Origin of the sequence: Mucilaginibacter sp. SJ, from assembly GCF_028993635.1 — a bacterium.
Classification (GTDB): domain Bacteria; phylum Bacteroidota; class Bacteroidia; order Sphingobacteriales; family Sphingobacteriaceae; genus Mucilaginibacter.
In genome coordinates this window covers 3,418,314-3,440,663 of the sequence record NZ_CP118631.1, presented here as the reverse complement: position 1 = coordinate 3,440,663, position 22,350 = coordinate 3,418,314, and the positions used below count along the sequence as shown (strand labels likewise).

21 protein-coding genes are annotated in these 22,350 nt (G+C 43.7%); 16 read left to right on the top strand and 5 right to left on the bottom strand.

Annotated elements, in window-relative coordinates:
• Positions 1-34 precede the first annotated feature (34 nt).
• Positions 35-445: a single-stranded DNA-binding protein gene (locus MusilaSJ_RS13720; RefSeq protein WP_090534639.1), complete on the bottom strand. Its 411-nt coding sequence runs from the start codon at positions 443-445 to the stop codon at positions 35-37.
• A 24-nt stretch (positions 446-469) separates the two neighbouring features.
• The gene (gene mutY / locus MusilaSJ_RS13715; RefSeq protein ID WP_274985542.1) at positions 470-1,516 is read right to left on the bottom strand and encodes an A/G-specific adenine glycosylase; all 1,047 of its coding nucleotides are present in this window, start codon (positions 1,514-1,516) and stop codon (positions 470-472) included.
• Between the two features lie 474 nt (positions 1,517-1,990).
• Here mutY and MusilaSJ_RS13710 point away from each other — a divergent pair, with 474 nt between their 5' ends.
• The 6 genes from MusilaSJ_RS13710 to MusilaSJ_RS13680 all read left to right on the top strand — a co-directional run bounded on the left by MusilaSJ_RS13710 (position 1,991) and on the right by MusilaSJ_RS13680 (position 8,297).
• A complete protein-coding gene (locus MusilaSJ_RS13710) occupies positions 1,991-2,287 on the top strand; it encodes an HU family DNA-binding protein (protein ID WP_090534644.1) in 297 nt (98 codons plus the stop codon).
• Between the two features lie 12 nt (positions 2,288-2,299).
• Positions 2,300-3,154, top strand: coding sequence for a tetratricopeptide repeat protein (locus tag MusilaSJ_RS13705; protein ID WP_274985541.1), 855 nt, complete (start codon positions 2,300-2,302; stop codon positions 3,152-3,154).
• A 311-nt stretch (positions 3,155-3,465) separates the two neighbouring features.
• Positions 3,466-5,016: an Rne/Rng family ribonuclease gene (locus MusilaSJ_RS13695; RefSeq protein ID WP_274985540.1), complete on the top strand. Its 1,551-nt coding sequence runs from the start codon at positions 3,466-3,468 to the stop codon at positions 5,014-5,016.
• Between the two features lie 645 nt (positions 5,017-5,661).
• Entirely contained in the window at positions 5,662-6,936 is a 1,275-nt protein-coding gene (gene ltrA, locus MusilaSJ_RS13690; protein ID WP_274985539.1) for a group II intron reverse transcriptase/maturase, read from the top strand.
• A gap of 371 nt (positions 6,937-7,307) precedes the next feature.
• Positions 7,308-7,991, top strand: a complete 684-nt coding sequence (locus MusilaSJ_RS13685) for a hypothetical protein (RefSeq protein WP_274985538.1) — start codon at positions 7,308-7,310, stop codon at positions 7,989-7,991.
• 66 nt (positions 7,992-8,057) lie between these two features.
• Positions 8,058-8,297, top strand: coding sequence for a hypothetical protein (locus tag MusilaSJ_RS13680; RefSeq protein WP_274985537.1), 240 nt, complete (start codon positions 8,058-8,060; stop codon positions 8,295-8,297).
• A 156-nt stretch (positions 8,298-8,453) separates the two neighbouring features.
• Here the strand turns inward: MusilaSJ_RS13680 and MusilaSJ_RS13675 are convergent, their stop codons facing one another.
• Positions 8,454-8,693, bottom strand: a complete 240-nt coding sequence (locus tag MusilaSJ_RS13675; protein WP_090534652.1) for a hypothetical protein — start codon at positions 8,691-8,693, stop codon at positions 8,454-8,456.
• A 133-nt stretch (positions 8,694-8,826) separates the two neighbouring features.
• Between MusilaSJ_RS13675 and MusilaSJ_RS13670 the strand changes: the two genes are divergently transcribed.
• The 4 genes from MusilaSJ_RS13670 (at position 8,827) to radA (ending at position 13,877) form a co-directional block, all read left to right on the top strand.
• On the top strand, positions 8,827-8,994 hold the full coding sequence (locus MusilaSJ_RS13670) for a DUF3606 domain-containing protein (protein WP_176628781.1): 168 nt from the start codon (positions 8,827-8,829) through the stop codon (positions 8,992-8,994).
• A 165-nt stretch (positions 8,995-9,159) separates the two neighbouring features.
• Positions 9,160-10,149 carry a hypothetical protein gene (locus MusilaSJ_RS13665; RefSeq protein ID WP_274985536.1) on the top strand — a complete coding sequence of 330 codons (990 nt, stop codon included), beginning with the start codon at positions 9,160-9,162 and terminating at the stop codon, positions 10,147-10,149.
• A complete protein-coding gene (locus MusilaSJ_RS13660) occupies positions 10,079-12,364 on the top strand; it encodes a hypothetical protein (RefSeq protein ID WP_274985535.1) in 2,286 nt (761 codons plus the stop codon). Before MusilaSJ_RS13665 ends, MusilaSJ_RS13660 begins: the two co-directional genes overlap by 71 nt.
• 100 nt (positions 12,365-12,464) lie before the next feature.
• A complete protein-coding gene (gene radA / locus MusilaSJ_RS13655) occupies positions 12,465-13,877 on the top strand; it encodes a DNA repair protein RadA (RefSeq protein WP_274985534.1) in 1,413 nt (470 codons plus the stop codon).
• A gap of 137 nt (positions 13,878-14,014) precedes the next feature.
• On the opposite strand, the gene MusilaSJ_RS13650 is transcribed toward radA, so the two are convergent.
• Entirely contained in the window at positions 14,015-14,296 is a 282-nt protein-coding gene (locus MusilaSJ_RS13650; protein WP_274985533.1) for a hypothetical protein, read from the bottom strand.
• A gap of 130 nt (positions 14,297-14,426) precedes the next feature.
• Between MusilaSJ_RS13650 and MusilaSJ_RS13645 the strand changes: the two genes are divergently transcribed.
• The 5 genes from MusilaSJ_RS13645 (at position 14,427) to MusilaSJ_RS13625 (ending at position 19,108) form a co-directional block, all read left to right on the top strand.
• A complete protein-coding gene (locus tag MusilaSJ_RS13645; RefSeq protein WP_112657309.1) occupies positions 14,427-14,720 on the top strand; it encodes a nucleotidyltransferase family protein in 294 nt (97 codons plus the stop codon).
• Positions 14,710-14,988: a HepT-like ribonuclease domain-containing protein gene (locus MusilaSJ_RS13640; RefSeq protein WP_274985532.1), complete on the top strand. Its 279-nt coding sequence runs from the start codon at positions 14,710-14,712 to the stop codon at positions 14,986-14,988. Before MusilaSJ_RS13645 ends, MusilaSJ_RS13640 begins: the two co-directional genes overlap by 11 nt.
• A gap of 129 nt (positions 14,989-15,117) precedes the next feature.
• A complete protein-coding gene (locus MusilaSJ_RS13635; RefSeq protein WP_274985531.1) occupies positions 15,118-16,992 on the top strand; it encodes a M61 family metallopeptidase in 1,875 nt (624 codons plus the stop codon).
• Between the two features lie 2 nt (positions 16,993-16,994).
• Positions 16,995-18,302, top strand: a complete 1,308-nt coding sequence (locus MusilaSJ_RS13630) for a M28 family metallopeptidase (RefSeq protein ID WP_274985530.1) — start codon at positions 16,995-16,997, stop codon at positions 18,300-18,302.
• A 275-nt stretch (positions 18,303-18,577) separates the two neighbouring features.
• Positions 18,578-19,108 carry an ATP/GTP-binding protein gene (locus tag MusilaSJ_RS13625; RefSeq protein ID WP_274985529.1) on the top strand — a complete coding sequence of 177 codons (531 nt, stop codon included), beginning with the start codon at positions 18,578-18,580 and terminating at the stop codon, positions 19,106-19,108.
• A 660-nt stretch (positions 19,109-19,768) separates the two neighbouring features.
• Here MusilaSJ_RS13625 and MusilaSJ_RS13620 read toward each other — a convergent pair.
• Positions 19,769-20,305, bottom strand: coding sequence for a YfiT family bacillithiol transferase (locus tag MusilaSJ_RS13620; protein ID WP_274985528.1), 537 nt, complete (start codon positions 20,303-20,305; stop codon positions 19,769-19,771).
• 90 nt (positions 20,306-20,395) lie between these two features.
• Between MusilaSJ_RS13620 and MusilaSJ_RS13615 the strand changes: the two genes are divergently transcribed.
• Positions 20,396-22,225: an FAD-dependent oxidoreductase gene (locus tag MusilaSJ_RS13615; RefSeq protein ID WP_274985527.1), complete on the top strand. Its 1,830-nt coding sequence runs from the start codon at positions 20,396-20,398 to the stop codon at positions 22,223-22,225.
• The last annotated feature ends 125 nt before the right edge of the window (positions 22,226-22,350 follow it).

Below are 22,350 nucleotides of genomic sequence, written 5' to 3'. Positions count from 1 at the left end.
TTTTCTTTGGGATGTTTTAGTAAGTATCGGTAATTTAATAGTCTTCGGCATTTAAATGATCTATAAACGAATCCCCATTTTTTGAGGGTGATTTTAACGGCTCGGTATCAAAATCACTCTTGCGGCCAAGCATAGTGAAGTTTTCGGCCACAATTTCGGTAGTATATTTTTTTATACCTTCCTTATCCTCAAATGAGCGGGTGCGGAGTTTGCCCTCAATATAAACCAGCTTCCCTTTTGAAAGAAACCTGGCCGCTACTTCTGCCAGTCCCCGCCACATTACAATATTATGCCATTCGGTTTGTTCAACCTTGCGGCCATCTTTGTTAAAAGTTTCGGAAGTAGCTAAAGGGAAACTCGTAACAGATACGCCACCTTCTAAATTCCGCACTTCAGGGTCTTTGCCTAAGTGGCCAACGAGTATTACTTTGTTTATTCCAGACATGCCATAAATTAACGCAAAATTATTTTACAAATTAAAAATATTTTTTAATAATATAAAAATGATTTTTGGTAAAGCTAACTCCGGCAGGTTTTGAACGTTAATTTTAACCCAGTTTTCGTGCGTTTTGAGTGGCTGGTTTTTGATTTTTATCAGCCTTACAAAAAGCCGCTGATGGGTAAGGATGTGTTTATGCACCGGCGAGATTTCAGTAGCTTCAATATCATCACCAAAAACAGCTAAAACTTCGGGTTGTTTCAATAGCGCTGTCAGGGTTAAAAGTGAGCTTGTTTCTACCATAGGTAAGTCAAACATATTGGCCCAGATGTCTTTATCGCCCCTTTTGTTCATCAAAATGGTGTCGCCGTTGGTTACCAGGAAATAATTAAAAAAGCGCTCACACACTTTTACAGTTTTTAATTTTACCGGGAGAGCGGCAACAGCGTTGGTGTTAAAGGCCACGCAACCCAGGCGGACAGGGCAAATACCACAGGCCGGATTTTTAGGTTTGCACAGCATGGCACCAAACTCCATCACGGCCTGATTATGCAGTCCCGGCATTTTCTTATTAAGAAAATCGTCGGCGGCTTGTTGAAATGTTTTTTTACCCCCGGTTGAGTTGATAGGCTCATAGATACCCAGGTATCGCGCCAGTACACGATAAACGTTACCGTCTACTACGGCTTTGGCTTCATTAGCCGCAAACGAAGCGATGGCGGCGGCCGTGTATTCGCCAATACCTTTTAGTTTTATCAGTTCATTATAGCTATCCGGGAAACGTCCGTTATGGAGTTCCTGTACCAGCCGGGCTGTTTTAAGCATGTTGCGCCCCCTGGAGTAGTAACCCAGTCCCTGCCACAGCTTCAGGATTTCATCTTCATGAGCTGCGGCAAAACTGCTTACATCAGGATATTTTTCCAGGAAGCGATAAAAATATGGCATACCCTGTTCTACCCGGGTTTGCTGCAGTATGATTTCAGATAGCCAGATCACATAAGGATCGGTAGTATTGCGCCAGGGCAGGTTTCGTTTGTTGTTTAAGTACCATTGTACAATTTCGTCGGTAAAATTCATTGTTGTAAAAGTAATTAAGAAACAAGAAGGCAGGAAACAAGAAGGCAAGAATCAGGAATCAAGAGGAGCGGAAGGCTGGAGATAGGGGAAGAGTCAAGAGGTAAGAGTCAAGAAACAAGAATCGGGAGATAAGAAATCAAAGAGTCACGAACCAGGAGAAAAGCCAGGAGGCCGGGGAGTTGATATTTAAAAATCAGAGATAAATATTGGCAACTAACCTGTGAAAGTACAAGCCCTTTACTACCAGTTGGATTGATAGATTTTCACACTTTTTTTCACACTTCTTTACACCGGCAAATTGATGTTTAACCAGTAATTTATAAGCCTCTCATACTCAAAATTGTAACGAAAATGTAGGTTTTACGGCCCTGGTAAAAAAAAACGGATAAATATTTCGCTGTTAACGGATAAAGCAATACTTTTGCAACCCCAAAACAGTTAAGTATTTATAAAATTAAATTAAGTAAATAAGATATGACTAAGGCAGAAATTATAACTGAAATCTCATCAAAGACAGGTATAGAGAAAGTAGACGTGCAGGAAACTGTTGAGGCGTTTTTCAAAGTTGTTAAAAGCTCAATGGTTGGCGGCGAAAACGTATATGTAAGAGGGTTCGGTAGCTTTGTGGTTAAAAAAAGAGCTAAGAAAACAGCACGTAACATTTCAAAAAATACTGCCATCATTATCCCTGAGCACTTTGTGCCAAGCTTTAAACCGGCCAAAACTTTTGTTGAGAAAGTAAAGTCAGGTAACAAAACCAGCAAAAAATAATTATACGCCATCATGAATAAAAAACAAATAGTCGTTAGTGCAGCCGTAGTTGTTATTATGGGCTATTTGTATTGGTTGCCCGTAAAAGGTTTAGTAAAACCAAAAGACGATAAAAACGGCAAACCGGCCATGGCCGCCTCAGCAGGCGCTGTTAAACCGGCAGCTAATGTTACCGTTGATATGGTGTCGGCCCCTGCCAAAGCAGCTATTGGGGATGCATTGGCGGCTAAGATCAATGACCTTGAAGCCCAGTTAAAAAAAGCATCAGACGCAGATGCGCCGTCTTTGCAAGCGCAGCTTGCCAAGCACTGGGATGATGTTAACCAGCCCGCACCTGCAGCGTTTTATTACCAGGCATTAGCCCGTAAAGAAAACAAGGTACAAGACTGGATAAATGCAGGTAACCGTTTTAATGATGCATATAAACTTACACAGGATACTTTATTTCAACCTGCGTTTGTGAATGATGCTGCCGAAGCATTTCAAAATGCTTTGAAATTACAACCCGAAAGCCTTGAAGGTAAAACCGGGTTGGGCATAGCTTACGTTAATGGCGCAGCAGGCCCTATGCAGGGTATAGCGCTGTTGCTTGAGGTTGTTAAAAAAGACCCGAAAAATTGGAACGCTAACCTTAACTTAGGTATGTTCGCCATGAAATCGGGTCAGTATGAAAAAGCGGTAGGCAGGTTTAAAACGCTGCTTGCGCAAAAGCAGGAACTGGAACCTACTTTCTATTTAGCCGAAAGCTATAAGCAATTAGGCATGAAAAAGGAAGCTATTGATGCTTACCAGAAATGCAAAGAAATGATGCCTGACCCTGTATTCAGTCAGCGCATTGATGGATATATCAAGGAATTAAATAACTAACACACATTTAAAAATTATTATTATGCCGAGCGGTAAAAAACGTAAAAGACACAAAATGGCTACCCACAAACGTAAAAAACGTTTAAGAAAAAACAGACATAAAAAGAAATAAGCATTTGTGTTAAGTTGATAGTACTTAGTCTTAAGTACAAAGTCTTTTTTTCTGACTTTAAACTTTCGACTAAAAACTTAAGACTAAACATTGGTGATTTTACCTGCCCCAAACCGGGGTGGGTACTTTTTATTTATTAGTGTTTTTTTACCCACTTATTAACACACGGTTTTTACCGTTATAAGAAATGGAGTAGCAATTGATAAAAGAATTAATTATCGATTCATCCCCCAACGGGGCTACTATTGCATTATTACAGGATAAACAACTCGTAGAGCTTCACAAAGAACAGGTAAGCAACAACTATACAGTTGGCGATATTTACCTGGGCCGCATCAAAAAGATCATGCCCAGTTTAAATGCCGCCTTTGTTGACGTTGGCTATGAGAAGGATGCCTTTTTGCATTATCTTGATCTTGGTCCGCAGGTGCAGAGCCTGCTTAAACTAACCAAGCAGGTACGTAGCGGGGGATATCAGTCAAAGCTACTGGATGGGTTTAAGCTTGAGGCCGATATCAATAAGGGAGGAAAAATCTCCGAGATATTAACCAAAAACCAGCTTATCCCGGTACAGATAGCCAAAGAACCCATATCAACTAAGGGGCCGCGTTTAAGTTCCGACCTGTCGATAGCGGGCCGGTATGTTGTTTTAGTACCCTTTTCGGAAGCAATTTCTATTTCGAAAAAGATAAAAAGCAATACTGAGCGCACACGTCTCCGTAAAGTAGTTGAGAGCATTAAGCCAAAACATTTTGGCGTTATCATCCGTACAGTTTCCGAAGGTAAAGGGGTTGATGAGCTACAGAAAGATTTGCTTGACCTGATCTCGAAATGGGAACAGTTTATTACCAAGCTGCCTTCTGTTGAGCCTTCAAAAAAGGTATTGGGCGAAATTGGGCGTACTTCAACTATCCTAAGGGATATTTTGAACCCCGATTTTCAGCACATTTATACCAATGACAATAGTATGTTCGAAGAAATTCGGTCATACGTTCATGAAATATCGCCCGATATGGAGAATATAGTCCGCTTGCACAAGCACAAGGAGCCTATATTTGACCATTTTGGGATCGAAAAGCAAATTAAAGGCGCGTTTGGAAAAACCGTTAACCTTGCCGGTGGTGCTTACCTGGTAATTGAGCATACGGAAGCCCTGCACGTTATTGACGTAAACAGCGGTAACCGTACAGCCAGCAAAGAAAACCAGGAAGAGAACGCTTACCAGGTAAACAAGGAAGCAGCTAAAGAAATTGCAAGGCAGTTACGCCTGCGCGATATGGGCGGCATTGTGGTGATCGATTTTATCGATATGCACAAACCGCAAAACCGTAAAGAGCTTTTTGATTTTCTGCGTGCCGAAATGCAGTACGACCGTGCCAAGCACACCATTTTGCCTCCAAGCAAATTTGGACTGGTGCAGATCACCCGTCAGCGGGTAAGGCCCGAAATGAACATTGTTACCAGCGAGGTTTGCCCTACGTGTAACGGAACCGGAACGATAAGGCCAACCATTTTGCTAATGGACGATATTGAAAATAATTTCAATTACATCCTTACCGAGCAAAACGAAAAAGGTATAACCCTGGCTGTACACCCATATATTGAGGCCTTTATTAAAAAGGGCATCTATAACCGCCAAATGAAGTGGTTTGTAAAATATGGGCAATGGATAAAGGTTAAAAGTAACCCATCGTATCAGATCACGGAATTCCATTTCTTCTCATCAAAAGACGAAGAAATTAAACTGTAAAAATTCAGAAGTGCAACTGTTTGAAAATGGCACAAAATTAAAGATCTTTAAAAAGAGCAGGTGTTGGATGAGCACCTGCTCTTTTTGTGTGCCAGGCACGTGTGTCATCTATAGGGTGCAAGTCCCGAAGACGCATTACAGTGGGAAGTCTTAGCTTAAGGCAAGGAGAAAGTGTGTGAACACAAATCTGAAGGAAGCCAGCGGCAAAAGTTCGAGCCTACGAACAGAAACTGCATATCAGGCGGGATAGTATGGGTGATGCTGCAAAAGAAGCAAAAGCCCGACACTGTACAGGATACTATAACGTAAATGCAGAGGCTACATGAACGGAAAGCGGACACACTTACCCTGGGAGGTCTGCGTAACGACGAGTTCGTAAAGCGCAGAAGTCAGCAAACGTCATATTAGTTCCGAAACGAGCTCCGCAAAGCGGAGAGGTCTCACAAAAGGATGAAGGACTGCATGTTAGAATTGGCCAAGACGCTGATGGCTCTGTGTCGTCACCGCTAACAACGGAACCCCATAAGCGAACTGCCTGCAGGAGGATAGGCCGGAAGCCGAAAGTAAAGTGCAGGAGGAGTTGAGGTGCGACATGCGAACAAGGCGGCTGTAAGCCGGAAACAAATGTTTTTTTTTAAAAGAAGTATGCTCGAAGAAATACTTGATTACAGGAACATCAGCAAAGCGCTGAAACAGGTAATGAGCAATAAAGGCGCTGGTGGGGTTGACGGTATGCAGACCGATGAACTTCGCGACTACCTGAACGAGCACTGGCGTCCGCTCAAAACAAGTATTTTAGAGGGCAGTTATCAACCAAGCCCGGTACGGAAAGTAGAAATCCCCAAGCCCACAGGCGGTCGCCGGATGTTAGGCATACCAACCGTAATCGACAGGCTCCTTCAACAAGCCATCAGTCAATGGCTAAGTCCGCAATACGAACCGGAGTTTTCCAAAACAAGTTACGGTTTCAGGCCAGGCAAGAACGCCCGTCAGGCGGTCATGCAGGCCCAGGAGTACCTCAATGAAGGTAAAACAAGGATAGTAGAGTTGGACTTGGAAAAGTTCTTCGACCGTGTCAACCACGACAAACTCATGGGATCGCTATCAAGAAAGGTAAAAGATAAACGCATCCTTGCGTTGATCGGCAGCTATCTGCGCAGCGGTATTATGGAAGGCGGGGTTTCAAGCGTCCGATTGGAAGGCACCCCACAGGGTTCACCGCTTAGCCCTCTACTTTCCAACATTATGTTAGATGAACTGGACAGAGAACTTATACGGCGCGGGCACAGCTTTGTGAGGTACGCCGACGATTGCAGCATCTACCTTAAGAACTGGAAATCAGCTCATAGGGTAGAAGGCAGTATTATCCGGTACGTAGAAAAGGAGCTTAAGCTAAAAGTGAACAGGACAAAGACGAAAGTCAGCGCCCCGGCGAAAAGCACGCTTTTAGGCTTCTCTTTCTATCGCAGCAAAGGAAAATGGGAGATACGGCTATCGAATCTGACGGTAAAACGGATTCAAGGTAAGATTCGCCGGCATACGGAGCGGAAGCACCCGAACCCAATAGCCGAAAAGATAAGAGAATTGGAGACGGTCATCATGGGCTGGATAAATTATTTTTGGATAGCCACGGCAAAATCGCAGATGCGAATGTTGGATGAACTGGTACGAACCCGTTTACGGATATGCCAATGGAAACAATGGAAGCTACCAAAAGCAAGGGTGAAGCGGCTAATAAAGCTGGGCGTTAAGAAAAGGAAAGCTTATGAGTGGGGAAATAGCAGTAAGGGATACTGTCGGGTAGCCCACAGCCCCATACTGCAAACCACGCTTAACAATCTGTACTTTAATAACTTAGGATACACAGGGTTCGAGAACAGATACTTTTGGAAAACTAAACACCAGTTATCTATATTCTGACAAACCGCCGTATACCAGACCGGTACGTACGGTGGTGTGAGCGGACGGTAAGGGAGAATTTCACTCCCTTACTTCCTACTCGATTGTTTTTAGGGTACCTATCAGGTGCCATAGCCTTACGGCAGCAGAGATGACGTAAGCCTTATGTTGGTTAGCATTTGGAATAAATAACAAACCTTGCTATTGCCAGTCTTTAATCATATCTTGCCTGTCAATGATCAATTATCACATAACCAAACTCAATTGGTGGCGTCACAGCTTTGTGCAGCCGGTATCATAACGACTATCAGGTATTAGTCCTATTTTCAATATTCGTCCGGCAGTATCATTATACAGGTCCGTTTTTTTTTATCTATAACAAAATTACAATAATGGCTTTTGAACTAAATAACGTTGTGCCCTGGGGCCGCACGTTTACCGAATATCAGCAAATGTTTAACCTTAGCGCCGGTGATGTTACCAAAAAGATCGTCAGTATAGGTGATGGCCCGGCAAGTTTTAATGCGGAGATGCACGCAATGGGTAAGCAGGTTATCTCCATCGATCCTTTATATCAATTTTCGACTGATGATATCCGAAAACGGATTGATGAAACCTGTGTAGAAGTGATAGGCCAGGTGAGGGCTAACGCCGGTAAATTTGTTTGGAACAACATTAAAGATGTGGAAGGACTGCAGGAAATAAGAATGACCGCGATGAACCATTTTCTGCAGGATTTTGACCAGGACTGCTTTCGGCAAAGATATATTAAACATGCCATGCCCGCTAAAACCTCTTTTGCGGATAACGCATTTGAGTTGGGCCTAAGCTCTCATTTTTTATTGCTATATGATAATCTGGGGTTAAAGTTTCATACAGAAGCTATACAGGAGATCATGCGCATATGCCCCGAATTGCGGATCTTCCCAATATTAAACCTCAATGCCGGGGCTCCAGTGTTTTTTGACGAACTACTTGACGTGCTTGGCCGCGATTTTAATATTGATATACAAAAAGTGGATTACGAATTTCAAAAAGGAGGTAATCAAATGTTGGTTATTAAAAGCAAGATATAAGTAAATGTGAAAAATAGCCCGGTTGGATCTGATGTTTTTTAAAACCAATACATTTATTTTTGAGATATGGAGATAGTTGATAAAATAAAAGAGATTTTCGAGCCAAATTTCGAAGTTTTAAAGGTAACGAGATCAGGCCCTGATAGCTTAAACGCTGAAGCCTTTATTACTATAGAGGCGAAGCACGAGGGGAAATCACATAAGCGTACTTTTAGAGAAGCTGAACTGATACAATTAAACGCCGAAGGCAAGTTAGCTGAAACAATAAGAGCGCTGTGCGCTGTAATGCTAACATCAGAAGAGTAAATACTTGTTTAAGTGCCGGTACGTTTTCCCTCACATAGAAAACATTTACTTAATAATAGTTGTCGTATTGCTTCCGGCTTGGTTCGTGCCGGCAACCCTGCTGGTCGAAGGTGTGCCGGCTGCTTAACTCCGACCAGTTAGGGGCATCCAGTCTTTTCAGGTTGCCTGATGATGTACCAGGTCTGCCAACTCGTCTACATCGGTTTTATGTTTTTTCTTTTTGGGGTGTTTGGCTTCAAGATAATCCTGGACGTGTTCCTGTTGGGAGCCGGCTGTTTCATCTGATTTTTTGCCACGGAAGTAAAACCAGATCCCCGCGCCTGCTGCCAAAACTCCTGTTATGCCGGCTGTGATCCATAATCCGGTATTGTTTTTTTGTGCAAATAGGTTTTTCATAGCTTTTTTCTTTATAGCTGAACAAGCCACATTTCATTTAGTTGTAATTAATTTAAAAAGACAATTATTTATCCGCTGGTTAAAACCATTAAAATGCACCGCTGTTAATCAGTTACATCTAATAAGAAAAGCTATGTCAAAAAGAGGCGTAAAAGTAGAAAGGAACTCTGTATCAGAGCAGCCACACGAATTGAACTATGAAGCACGCAAAGAAGGAACAACCGCAAAAAAGGTAGAAGCGGCAAAAAAATCAGCAGGCTCCAATCAACGTAGTGCAGTTGAAAAGAAATTGAATAAGTAAGGTATTAATGATACTGATTGAAGTTACGCTGCCGCTAAACTTCGACCAGTTAAGAGTTTAACTTTCCTTATACCAATCTACTGAAATTCCCGAACTTTACTCCGGGTAAAATGCCCTGCTGTGTCACTTATGTTCAAATATTTCCGGTGGATTATAATATTGGTCTTGTTACTTCCAGTGGCTTCCTGCCGCAAACCCGGCAATGCTACAACAGCCTTTTATTACTGGAAAACCGCCTTTAACCTCAACCAACAGCAGGAAGCCTTACTAAAGCAAACCGGCAACAATGCCTACATCCGTTTTTTTGATGTAAGCTGGAGCGATAAAGAACAACGCTCTTACCCCAATGCCGTTGTACAACTCAACGAACTCCCGGCCGGACTAAACATTACCCCGGTTATTTATATCACCAATAAAACTTTTGAAAACACTGCCGATACTGCCGTTGCTACACTTGCGGCACATTGCAATAAACTGATCAATGAACTGGCCACAGAAAAGAAGATCAGCTATAGCAAAATACAGGTTGATTGCGATTGGTCATTAAGCACCCGGGATAAATACTTCAGCTTCCTTAAGGCTTTTAAAAAGCTTAACAAAAAACAACTGGAAGCAACTATCCGCCTGCACCAGGTTAAATTTAAAGACCGTACAGGTGTGCCTCCTGCCGACCGCGGGGTATTGATGTTTTACAACATGGGCAAGCTCAACGCCGATCTGCAGCAGCCCAATTCAATATACAATAGCGATGATGCGGATAAGTATATCGCTTACCTGGGCAGCTATCCCCTGAAGCTGGATATTGCCTTGCCTTTATTTTCCTGGGCTATTCATATCAGGGAGGGCCGGGTGATCCAGGTATATGGAAAAATAGGGCGAAGGCAACTTACCGATCAGGTTCATTTTGAACCAATTGAAGGGCAGGCAAATTACCGGGCCAAAACGAGCTTTTTTCTTGATGGAATTTATATCAAACAAAATGATATTTTTAAACTTGAAGAAACGGACAGCAATACATTGAACGCTGCCGCCCAGCAATTAACACAGCATCTACCTAAACAAAAAAATACAACCATCATCTACTATGAACTGGCCAACATCGACCTTTCAAAATTTAACCAGGAAACCCTTACGCAAATTTCTGCTCGTTTTTAGTTTATGTACGCTAACGATAGCAGGCATGATCTGGGCTTGTGCCGACTCGTATGAGGAAGAATATTCCGTTTTTACTCCCGAATATTTTGTCAACAAGCAATACTCCCCCTTCTTTTACACGGGTAACGAGGTTTACTATGGCTTAGGCTATACCGATGGGAGCAATACCTGGTATAACGATATTATTGTTGACGAATGGTACGATCATTTTAACCGTCAATTCAGCAAAGCCTCACTGCAGTACCTGCTTATTAAAGCCAGTGCCGGCGCTGTTGATTCTATCTCCCGTAAATCAGCCGGCGCGCTCAAAGTACTGCCCGCTAAATACCCGGTTATGAGCACCGGTACTGTATCGGCAAAAATGCTCAAGGCTTTTTATAGCTACCTGAAGCTGGCGAAAATAAGTGAGGCTTATTCGGTAAACGATAAATATTATTCGTGGGATAAGGTAAAGCCCAATCATTCGCCGGTAAAGCTGGCTTCAACGCTGATTGGCGCCTTCGATGCCGAAACAGATCCTTTTATCAAGGAGCGTTTATGGTTTCAAGCCGTTCGTTATTATTACTTCCTGGATAATTCGTCGTCGGCAACAACTGTGAAACTGTTTAATCAGTTCAAAGATCATTTTCCTAAAAACCTCATTTACTACCGTACAATGGGCTATGTAGCCGGATATTATTACAGGCAAAAAAACTACGCCCTATCAAACTACCTGTACAGCCTTTGTTATGATTACACGTATAAATTAAAGATCCCGAGTTTCTGGAGCTTCCACCCGCAAAATGAAAGTGATTGGAATGCCACACTCAGGCTTGCCAAAACGCCAGAAGAGAAAATAACCCTGTGGCATATGATGGGGGTACAATATGACGCTGCAAGGGCTATAAAAACTATCGCGGCCATCAATCCAAAATCCGAAAAGCTGGACCTGCTGCTAAGTCGTCTGATTAATATCAGGGAAGCTGGAACAGGGAATGACAAGCCCGCTGATTCAGTAAAAAGAGCCGATGACAACGGCAAACGCCTCGTGGAGAGCATCGCCCTTAAAAATAATACGGCCAAGCCTTACTATTGGAACCTTGCCGCGGGGTACCTTAACTTTTTGGATAGCAACTACACCGCAGCCGGTAAGTTTTATGCTACAGCAAAAAGCCAGTTCCCCGCCGGCGATAAAATGATTGTAGCACAGGGCAAGTTGCTCGACCTGATGTTATATATCAAAAACCTTAAAAAAATGGATGCCACTGCAGAGGCAAAATTAACGGAGCCCCTTAACTGGCTTGCCAACCTGCGCGATAGTAAGATTAAGATCAAAGACCTGCGGTTTGATAATGCCATTTCGGTTTGTAACCTTGCCATATCGCGGCTTTATAAAAAGCAAGGCAACCCAATCAGGGAGGTATGCTTTAACAACAATGCACAGGATTTTTATGCGGATAGCGCCCGGGTACAGCACATGATCGATCTGTTAAATAAGCCCGACAAAACACCATTTGAGCAAGCTATGCTGCGGTATTATCCAATAACACTTAACAATTTATATTATCATCAGGCTATTGCGCTCACTTATCAGCAAAAATTACCGGAAGCTATTGCCCGGCTTAAAAAAATGAAGCCCGACGATTTGGTGCTTGCCGGCAACCCTTTTGCCGGCAGATTAGTTGACTGTCATGATTGTGACCATGCGGCTATGAAGATGAAAAAGTTTACACCATTAACCTTTTTAGAAACGTTGTATACAATGGACACCGATATTGAAAACGGGAAAAATATTTATCGTAGTGCTTTTTCTGTTGCTAATGCCTATTATAACATTACCTATTATGGTAACGCGAGGCTGTTTTATGAGGGAGACGTAGTTGCTTCGGGTCCTACCGGTCGCTATTATTATGAGGGAGAAGAAAGGATGGATGATAAGCTAACCTCCATGCGTACAGCTATCAGGTATTATGAACTGGCGCGGAAAAACGCCGCGACTGACGAGCAACGCGCCCTTTGTACATTTATGCTCAGCAAATGCGCGCTGAATGAAATTTACAATGACCCAAACTTTAAAGGTGCCGACAAGTTTGCCGATATAAAAGCCAGTCAGCTTGTTACCGGCGCGTATTACAATTATTTTGCCGAGCTAAAAGAAAAATACAATAAAACGGCCTACTATAAAGAAGTGCTGAAGGAGTGTGGCTATTTTAGGATCTATGCAGATAAGAAGTAATGGTAATTGAGTAGTATTTACCAATGTGTTTTGCTAATTAATTTAGTAATAAAATAAATAATCTGCATATTTGCACATCTGTAATCTGCACATCTGAACAATGGCCAAATCCAAGATCGCGTACTTTTGTCAAAGCTGTGGCTTTGAATCGCCCAAGTGGCTGGGTAAATGCCCGTCATGCCAGCAATGGAACACTTTTGTTGAGGAGGTGATTGAAAAAGGCAATGCAGCGGTACCTGCCTGGAAGCCTGCATCAACCAGTCAGCAGCGGGCCAATAAACCCGTGGCCGTAACGGAGATCACTTATACCGAAGAGCACCGTGTGCCAACTCCCGATAAAGAGTTTAACCGCGTTTTGGGAGGAGGGATAGTGCCCGGTTCACTGGTATTGATAGGCGGAGAGCCGGGCATAGGCAAATCAACCCTGATGCTGCAGCTTGCGCTCAATATGCCAAACCAAAAAGTTTTGTATGTATCGGGCGAGGAAAGTGAAAGGCAGATAAAAATGCGGGCCGAAAGGTTAGCTTCGCCCGAAGGGGGAGTCATAGGCGAAGGCGCTTATATACTGGCAGAAACTTCTACCCAAAACATATTTAAACAGATAGAATCATTAGAACCGGATATGGTGGTGATCGACTCGATCCAAACACTGCATTCGGCACATATCGAATCAACGCCCGGCAGTGTATCGCAGGTTAGGGAATGTACAGCCGAGCTATTACGCTTCGCCAAGGAAACCTCGACACCGGTGTTTCTGATAGGCCATATCACTAAGGACGGCATGATAGCAGGCCCTAAAATACTGGAGCATATGGTTGATACCGTGCTGCAGTTTGAGGGCGACAGGCATCATGTTTACCGCATATTGCGTACTATCAAAAACCGTTTCGGCTCGTCATCTGAGCTGGGCATTTACGAAATGATGGGCGAGGGATTGAGGGAAGTATCCAATCCGTCAGAGATTCTGCTCTCACATAGGGAGGCCCCCTTGAGCGGCATCACTATTTCGGCTACCTTAGAAGGGATGCGGCCAATGCTGATTGAAACCCAGGCCCTGGTTAGCACTTCGGCATATGGGATGCCTCAGCGTACTGCTACCGGCTTTGATACCAAACGCATGAGCATGCTGCTGGCGGTATTGGAAAAACGCTGTGGTTTTAGGTTGGGCGCAAAAGATGTATTCCTGAATATTACCGGCGGCATCAGGGTTGAAGACCCGGCTATTGACCTTGGTTTGGCGGCAGCCATTATCTCATCGCACGAGGATATGCCCATCCCGTTCAAAACCTGTTTTGCAGGCGAACTGGGACTTTCGGGCGAAATCAGGGCGGTAAACCGCGTGGAGCAACGCATTGCCGAAGCGCAGAAGCTTGGCTTTAACCAGATCTTTATCTCCAAATATAACCTCCCCGCCAGCGGCCAGGATAAAAAGCGCATGGATTTGTCCCGCTATGATATCGACATCAAAATAGTAAGCAGTATTGAAGAGGTTTTTAGTTTGTTGTTTGGATAAGAGGGGAGCTTAAGGCTTGAAGCAGAATGCTCAAAGCGTTTAATTGATTTCATGTTATCTTTTTATAGTGTTGTTAGATAGCTATGATCATAAAATTATTGGCTTTAAGCTTTAAGCATTCCGCTTTTAGCTTTTTTCTAAAACTTCAAATTTGTTTTAAGCCAGTTCTGCACACCTTCCTGGCTGGTGATATCGGCAGGAAGTTCATCGTGGATCAGTTTTTCCATTTTATTGCCGGTATTGGCAAAACGGTAATCCCAAATCACCATTAATTTATTGATCAGGTATACCATTTCATTCCCTTCGTTTTTGTTAAACGTAGTATGATCGGGCCTGCCATTTACACGCGGATCATTCGGGATGTAAGTAGTCCATTGATAATCGGTGTAGTATAGATTTCTTTTTGAAAAGAGGATCATAAGCCGGCAAATTTCTTTAAATGTACATATAATAAAACAGAATGAATGGCACCAAACCGGTTTTTAAATGAAATAGCGAAAGGTTTGGAGGACGTAATTTTAGCAATTGATTCGTTATATTTGTATAGTGATGCAGTTATCAACTAAGGACATACAAATACTAAAAGATTACTTTTCGGGGCAACCCGTAATAAAGGCATATCTGTTTGGTTCCTATTCGCGCAATGAGGCCGACGATGAAAGCGATATCGACATCCTGGTTGATCTTGACTACTCAAAGCACATTGGTTTGGGGTTTGTATCTATGCAAGCCGATATACAACAAAGGCTCCATAAAAAGGTAGACCTTATTTCGTCAAAAGCCATATCTAAATACCTTTCGCCATTTATCGAAAAAGACAAAATTTTGATTTATGAGAGGTAAGATGGGCGATAGCCAAAGATTGCTACATATTTTAGAGGCAATTGATCAGATTCATTCTTATACTTTAAATACCGACTTAACAACATTTCTTTCAAATTCAATGATGCGGTTTGCCTGCGTTAAGCAAATTGAAATTATTGGCGAGGCCGCCAACTACATTACGCCCGAAACAAAGGCAATGTTCACCGATTTAGAATGGAAACAGATTATCGGGATGCGGCACATTCTTGTTCACGAATACTTTGGCGTTGATTTTAATCTTATCTAGCAGGTTATCATTAATGATCTCCCGGTTTTGAGACAAAAAACTTCGATAGTATTAGACAATATCAGGTAATAATATTGATATAAATTTTTCGCGATTTAATAGTAATTTCAGCGCTGATAATTTAAGTTGATGAAAAAATTACTACTCTTTACCGCCGCCTCGGTACTTGCGTGCAGTGCTATGGCACAGCAGGAACCACAAAAAGCTATTTACTATTCCATATCATTTCCAAACGCGGCCCATCACGAGGCTGAGATAAGTATGACCATTCCGCAGGCGCCATCAGGTGCTTTCAGGGTACGGATGAGCCGCTCATCTGCCGGTCGTTATGCAACCCATGAGTTTGGTAAAAATATTTACAACGTTAAAGCTACCGATGTTGACGGTAAGGAACTGCCCTTAACCCAAATTGAGGGCGATGTTTATGAAGTGGGAGAACACCCGGCCGCGGTAAAAGTAAGCTATACACTTTTTGGCAACTGGACCGATGGTACTTATGCTTCTATTGATCCGAGCCATGCCCACCTGAATATGCCTGCCGCGTTTATGTGGGTGGTAGGGCAGGATAAACGCCCCCTTACATTTGAGTTTAACGACATTGATAAATACGGCTGGAAAGTAGCTTCACAACTTAAACATGAAGGCTCAAATGTGTACAGCGCACCCAATCTGCAATATATGATGGATAGCCCTACCGAACTGTCCAATTACAACGTCAGTAGCTGGGAAGTAGTAAATACCGATGGTAAGAAAGAAAAAATAAACCTTACCATGCACTCAGACGATAGCCAGGCGGTGATTGATAACTTCGGCAAGATGATCCGGAAGCTGGTGCTGGAAGAAAAAGCCGTATTTGGCGAACTGCCCAATTATGATTTTGGCGAGTACACTTTTGTGAGCGATGTAAACCCTGCTGTATCAGGCGACGGTATGGAACATCGTAACTCTACTTCTATAACTATTCCGGCACCCAAGGTTGAAGGATTTGAAAACAACCTCATGGGTGTTTATGCACATGAATACTTCCATAGCTGGAATGTAAAACGCATCCGCCCAAAATCATTGGAGCCTTTTAACTTTGAACACGCCAACATGAGCAGTGAGCTTTGGTTTGCCGAAGGTTTTACGCAATATTACGGCGAGTTATTACTTGCCCGCGCCGGCTTTGTAACGGTTGATGATTATACCAAAACCATTGCCGGTTTAGTAAACCAGATCTTAAACACACCTGCCGCTGCCAAATATTCGGCCGCCCAAATGAGCCGCTATTCGGTCTTTGCCGATGCAGGTGTATCTATCGACCCTAATAATAACGTTAACGATTTTACCAGTTATTACACTTATGGCGGTGCTATTGCGTTGGCGCTCGACCTTCGCCTCCGCAGCGATTTTAACATGACGCTTGATGATTATATGCGTGCTGTTTGGCTTAACCGGGGTAAAGTAATGAAACCGTATACCATTCCCGATTTGCAAACCGATTTAGGTAAAGTAACCAATAACCCTAAGTTCGCGGCCGATTTCTTTAAGCGTTACATCAACGGAACCGACAAAAACAATTACGAAGAACTATTAGCTAAAGCAGGCCTGGTACTGCGTAAAGTACAGCCGGGCAAAGGCTGGGCTGGTCCTCTGGCGGTTACTCCGGGCCGTGGCCGCGCCGGGCAGGCACGTGCTGCGGATGCCGAAGGTTTGCCAATACTTTCAAGCACGACTATAGGTACCCCGGTTTACAAGGCAGGCATCGATGCGGGTGATGTGATCCTGAAAGTTGATGGAAAAGATATTAAAGATCAGAAAGGGTTTAGTGATGCCATTGCCGATAAAAAGCCGGGCGATAAGATCATGGTAAACTATAAAAACCGGACCGGTGCCCATGAAACCACTATCACACTTGAGGAAAACCCCAATTTTGAAGTGGTAACCTTTGAAAAGGCAGGCAAACAACTAAGTAAAGAACAGGAAACTTTCCGTAACAACTGGCTGCAATCAAAAGTCAAATAATTATGAAAAAGATCTCTATAATAACAGCGGCATTATTAAGCGTTTCGGCTTATGGCTTTGCACAGGATGTTAATACACTCATTAGTAAAGATGATGTAACCCGGATTATCAAAACGCTGTCGGCCGATGATATGCAGGGCAGGGCCACTTTTACGCCGGGCATTGAAAAGGCAGCTACATTTATTGAAGGCGAATATAAAAAGGCCGGTCTTAAACCTATGGCAGGCAATACCGGTTACCGTCAAAACTTTACAATGGTACGATCGGCCCCCCTTAGCTTGAGTGTAAGCATCAATGGTAAAGCTATAGCTGCCGACAGCGTGTTTGCAAGCGGTACGGATTCGTTTAAATGGGCAAGCGATAAAGATGTACAGGTAGTTACCGTTGGTGCGGATAAAAATTTCAGGACCGAGTACCGGGCGGCTTTACAAAGCGGCAAAAAAACACTTTTGCTGATCGACCCTAAATTTAAAGAGCTGTTTAGCCGGGTTAAGTCGTACCTGGGGGCAGGCAGTACAAACTTTAAAGGCACAGTAAAGCAGCCTTTGGTATTTGTATTGGGTAAGTTCGATAACACAGCATCGTTTGATGTTAACTGTGATATCAAAAACGAAGAATTGCCGCTGTTTAATGTTGCCGGTATCCTCCCCGGGAAAACCAAGCCGAATGAATATGTGGTATTTTCGGGACACTATGACCACTTGGGGATTATCAAACCTGATAAACCCGGCGTAACAGACAGCATTGCCAATGGCGCGGATGATGATGCCTCAGGCACAACCGCTGTATTGAGCCTGGCTAAATACTATAAAAAGTTAAACAACAACGCCCGCACACTTATTTTCGTAGCTTTTACTGCCGAAGAGATTGGCGAATACGGCTCTCAGTACTTTGCTAAACAAATAGATGCAGATAAGGTAGTTGCCATGTTCAACATCGAAATGATTGGTAAAGCGTCCAAATTCGGCACTAATTCGGCATTTATTACCGGGTTTGAAAGATCTGATTTTGGCAAGATCCTGCAAAAGAACCTGAAAGGTACGGCCTTTAAGTTTTACCCGGACCCTTACCCGGACCAGAACCTGTTTTACAGAAGTGATAACGCGTCGCTGGCTGAAGTTGGCGTACCGGCCCACACCATCTCAACCGACCAGATTGATATTGACAAATTATACCACACTGTTGGCGACGAATTTAGTTCGCTGGATGTAGATAATATTACTTCGGCCATCCGCGCGATAGCCCTAAGCTCGCGTACTATAGTTTCGGGCCAGGATACACCAACAAGGGTTCCGAAGAAGACGGAATAAGAGCGTCAGAATCAGAATTTTCAGAATGTTTGAATTTTCAGATTAGCACATCACATTCTGGATATTCTTGAATTCTGAAAATTCTGATTCAGACAAATTTGCTGCCGCAGGGAACACCCGAATGATAAGGATTTTAAAATCCCCTCTTGAGATGGAGCGCGGAGGAACGAGTAGTAGCAGGGGGGGCTGCTGTATGCTTGTCAAAGCAGAGACACACCCCTTCGCTCCTCTCAAGAGGGGAGTCGCACGCGGCCAGCACTTTACTTTTATAGTTCATGAACAAAATACTCAAAATAGCAGTTGTAGGCCCCGAATCAACAGGGAAGTCAACCATGTCTGAATATCTGGCGGCGCATTATAATACGATAGCTGTACCGGAGTATTCGCGCGAGTATTGTGCAAACCTTAAGGGCGATTGTACCTGGCAGGACGAGGTAAATATGTTTCACGGCCAACTGGCACTTGAAAAAAAGCTGCTGCCGCAGGCTAATGGGATCCTGATTTGTGATACCACTTTTTTAACAGTAAAGATCTGGAGTGAGGAAATGTTTGGCAGCGCCCCGCAGGAAGTGCTTGACGAACTGCCTCATCATCCCTATGATTTTTATTTACTCCTGGATATCGATCTGCCCTGGCAGGACGATCCCTTGCGCAATTTCCCAACCAGGCGCGCATATTTTATGAACGTTTGGCACCGCGAACTTCAGGCGCTTAACGCCCGGTACGTAGTAATATCAGGCCTTGGGCAGGATAGGTATGAAAATGCAGTGAAAGCGGTGGATGAATATCTGAACCGTGATTTTTAGGATTAAAGGATGGCCGGATGATGTGCGGATGATGTTTAAAAAAGCCTCATTTCGAGGAACCACAAGGTGAAATCCTGAAAAAAAGTGATAACGTGTACAATATATTTTAGTGATGTTGTGCGGTGGCCGCGTTAGTGATAGTAGCGGATACCGGCCAATGGCTAATGCCTTGTGCAGTATAAGCGTACAGCCCGGGCCGCAGGCAACGCCCATATCAACAAATCAATTAAAAAACACATCCGACAATCAATAACTTACATTTACGTCATTTTAACGTCCCATCAGGGTCTCTCGCAGATTCAAGTTTACCCACAAAATCAATAGTCAAATTGGTTAATCTTCATAAGTTGAACCCCTCCGGGGTTCGGGTAAGGGCTGTGACGTTATTTCTACAAACCTTTTCTCCCTCCCGGGGGATTTTACAATTTAATAAACATATATTAATTGCTCAAGTACAGGTGCACCAGCGGTGCAAAAGAGTTGTAGCTTGTAAAGTTATAGAATATCCTTTGCCACAGAGGGGCAAAACATGACGTTTTGCTGTTTAAGCGACAAGTTTTATGGGTTAACTTAAATCTGCGAGAGACCCTGAGGGAACATAAAACTCTACTCCAGTGAAACACACCTTTCGCCTTTTACCTTTATCCTTTCACCTCAAAATTAAACCTTCGCAAACTTCTTCACCGTTTCGGTTACATGTGCCAAATGATGGTTGCTGTGCCATGCGTACAGGGCCAGTCCTTTTTTCAGCGATATCGTTTCGCCCGAGGCCGGGTGAACAAATGTGCGTACCCATTCGTTTTCGGTGAAACTTTCAAACAGGGCTACAAAATGCTGATGGATGCCTTCCAGCATTTTTAATGATGGCTCAACCGGCAGCCGATAATCGGGCAGCAGTGCCCAGTCGGCCTCTTCATATGGCTTTATGGTTGGGTTATTTTCGGTAAGGGCAAGCTTAAAGCGGGTAATGGAATTCATGTGGCTATCGGCCAAATGGTGGATCACCTGGCGCAGTGTCCAGCCGCCGGTGCGGTATGGGGTATCCAGCTCCTGGTAATTAAGACCGGCAATTGCATGTCTCAGTTTCCCGGGCAGGGTAGCGATATCTTCAATCCAGCCGCGCATATCTTCGGCAGTGTACGAAGCCGGGGGCGCAAACTTCCCGATAGGGTATTTCATTTGTTCGTCTGTCATCATAAATGTTAAAAAAATTTAAATTAGGTATTATTTTATACTACCACAAGCTTTTGACCTATTTTAGCGTTCTGTAGATTGTTAATTTAACTAATGATAAAAAAGTTACTGGCCGTACTTTTAGTTTTTAACTGTACGCTATCCTTTGCACAAACCATTAAAACCGACATATTAGTCATAGGCGGAAGCGCAAGCGGAACAGCGGCCGCCATACAAGGCGCACGAAGCAAACTAAAAACCATGCTGGTTGAACAAGGCCCCTGGCTTGGCGGCAGCATGACAGCCGGCGGGATGTGCATAATTGAAGGTAACCGCAATTTACCAACAGGCATCTGGGGCGAGTTCAGGCGCAGGGTGCGGGATTTTTATAGTAAAACACCGGGTTATGATACGGCTTACAATGCTACGCTAAGATTTGAACCTTATACCGGGGCCGCTATCCTCAAAAAAATAACCGATACGGTAAAAAACCTCACTGTAAAATTAAACACCCCATTTACAGGCATTAAAAAAGATGGCACCGGTTGGGATGTAACTATCACCCTCGACGGGAAAACGGCTACCGTAAAAGCCAAAGTAGTTATTGACGCTACAGAAACCGGCGATGTGGCCGCCAAAGCAGGCGAAACCTACATTTATGGCTTTGAGAGTAAAAAACAAACTGCCGAGCCCCTTGCACCTGATAATGAATCGCCACAATTACAGGACCTTAGCTGGATTTCCATTTTGAAGGATTTTGGCACTTCGGCCGATAAAACTATTCCCCGCCCCGAGGGGTATGATGCCGCGGTGTACACCTGCCTTAAAGGGAAGAACATCAAAAAAATGCTTGATGATGGCAGGCTGCCCAATGAGAAATACATGGTCAAATGGGCCGAATGCGGAAACCAGTTCCCAGTGACCGCGGATAATTTAAAACCCGAAAACCGGGAGGCTTTTTATGCCAAAGCCCGTTTGCATACTTTGGGTTTGATCTACTATTTGCAAACCGAACTGGGTTATAGAAATCTGGGATTGGACGATGGTTTTACCACGCCCGATCACTTGCCATATATCCCCTACCTGCGCGAAGCCGGTCGCGCGACAAAAGGTTTGGTGAGGATGATGATGGATGATGTGTACAAACCTTACGACCGCGAATCAAAACTTTACCGTACAGCTATTGCCGTTGGCGATGCCTCCCCGGGCCAGCATTATACAGATGCCAATGCTCCGAAAGTTAATTACCCACCTTTCCCTGCCTATGGCGTGCCCCTGGGGGTCATTGTGCTTAAAGACCTGGGCAATTTATTGGTAACGGAAAAAGCCATGTCGGTAACGCACCTGGTAAATGCCAGTACCATGTACCCCTCGGTACAAATGGCTATTGGGCAGGGTGCCGGTGCTACAGCAGCCTATTGCGCCTTTTTTAAAACTACTACGCAAAATCTGAATGTGCGGATAATCCAGGGCGAACTGCTGGATTTTAAAGCCTGGATCATGCCATTTGCCGATATTAAACCAACCGATCCGTATTTCAGGGCGATACAACAAATAGGTGCTTCCGGACTATTAAAAGGGGTGCAAAAAGCAGATGGCAATACTGCAGGGTTGCTTTTTCAGCCTGATTCATTGGTAGCCACTGCCGAAATAAAACCAACACTGGAAGAAACCTATACCCGCGGTTTTTTATGGTTCAATAAAGAAAAGCCCGGTCCGCTGTTCACGGTAGGAAACCTGTTATCGTTTATAAGCGAAACTACGCTAACCGATCCGCATACTTTAGAGATTGCCATGCAAAAAGCATGGAAAGATCAATATAAATTTAGTTCTGCTTTTGATATGAAACGCCCGGTAACCCGTCGGGAATTTGCCATACTGGCCAACAGGTTTTTTAATCCTTTTGCGCGGTCGGTGGATATTGCGGGGAGGATGGTGAATTAGAATGTCAAAAACGATGTCATTTCGACCATCGGGAGAAATCTTATACATCAAGTTAGCAAACTGTGCATAGCCGATTGCCGGGCGTGTAAGATTTCTCTTTCGCACCAACACTCAGCCTTCCCCTG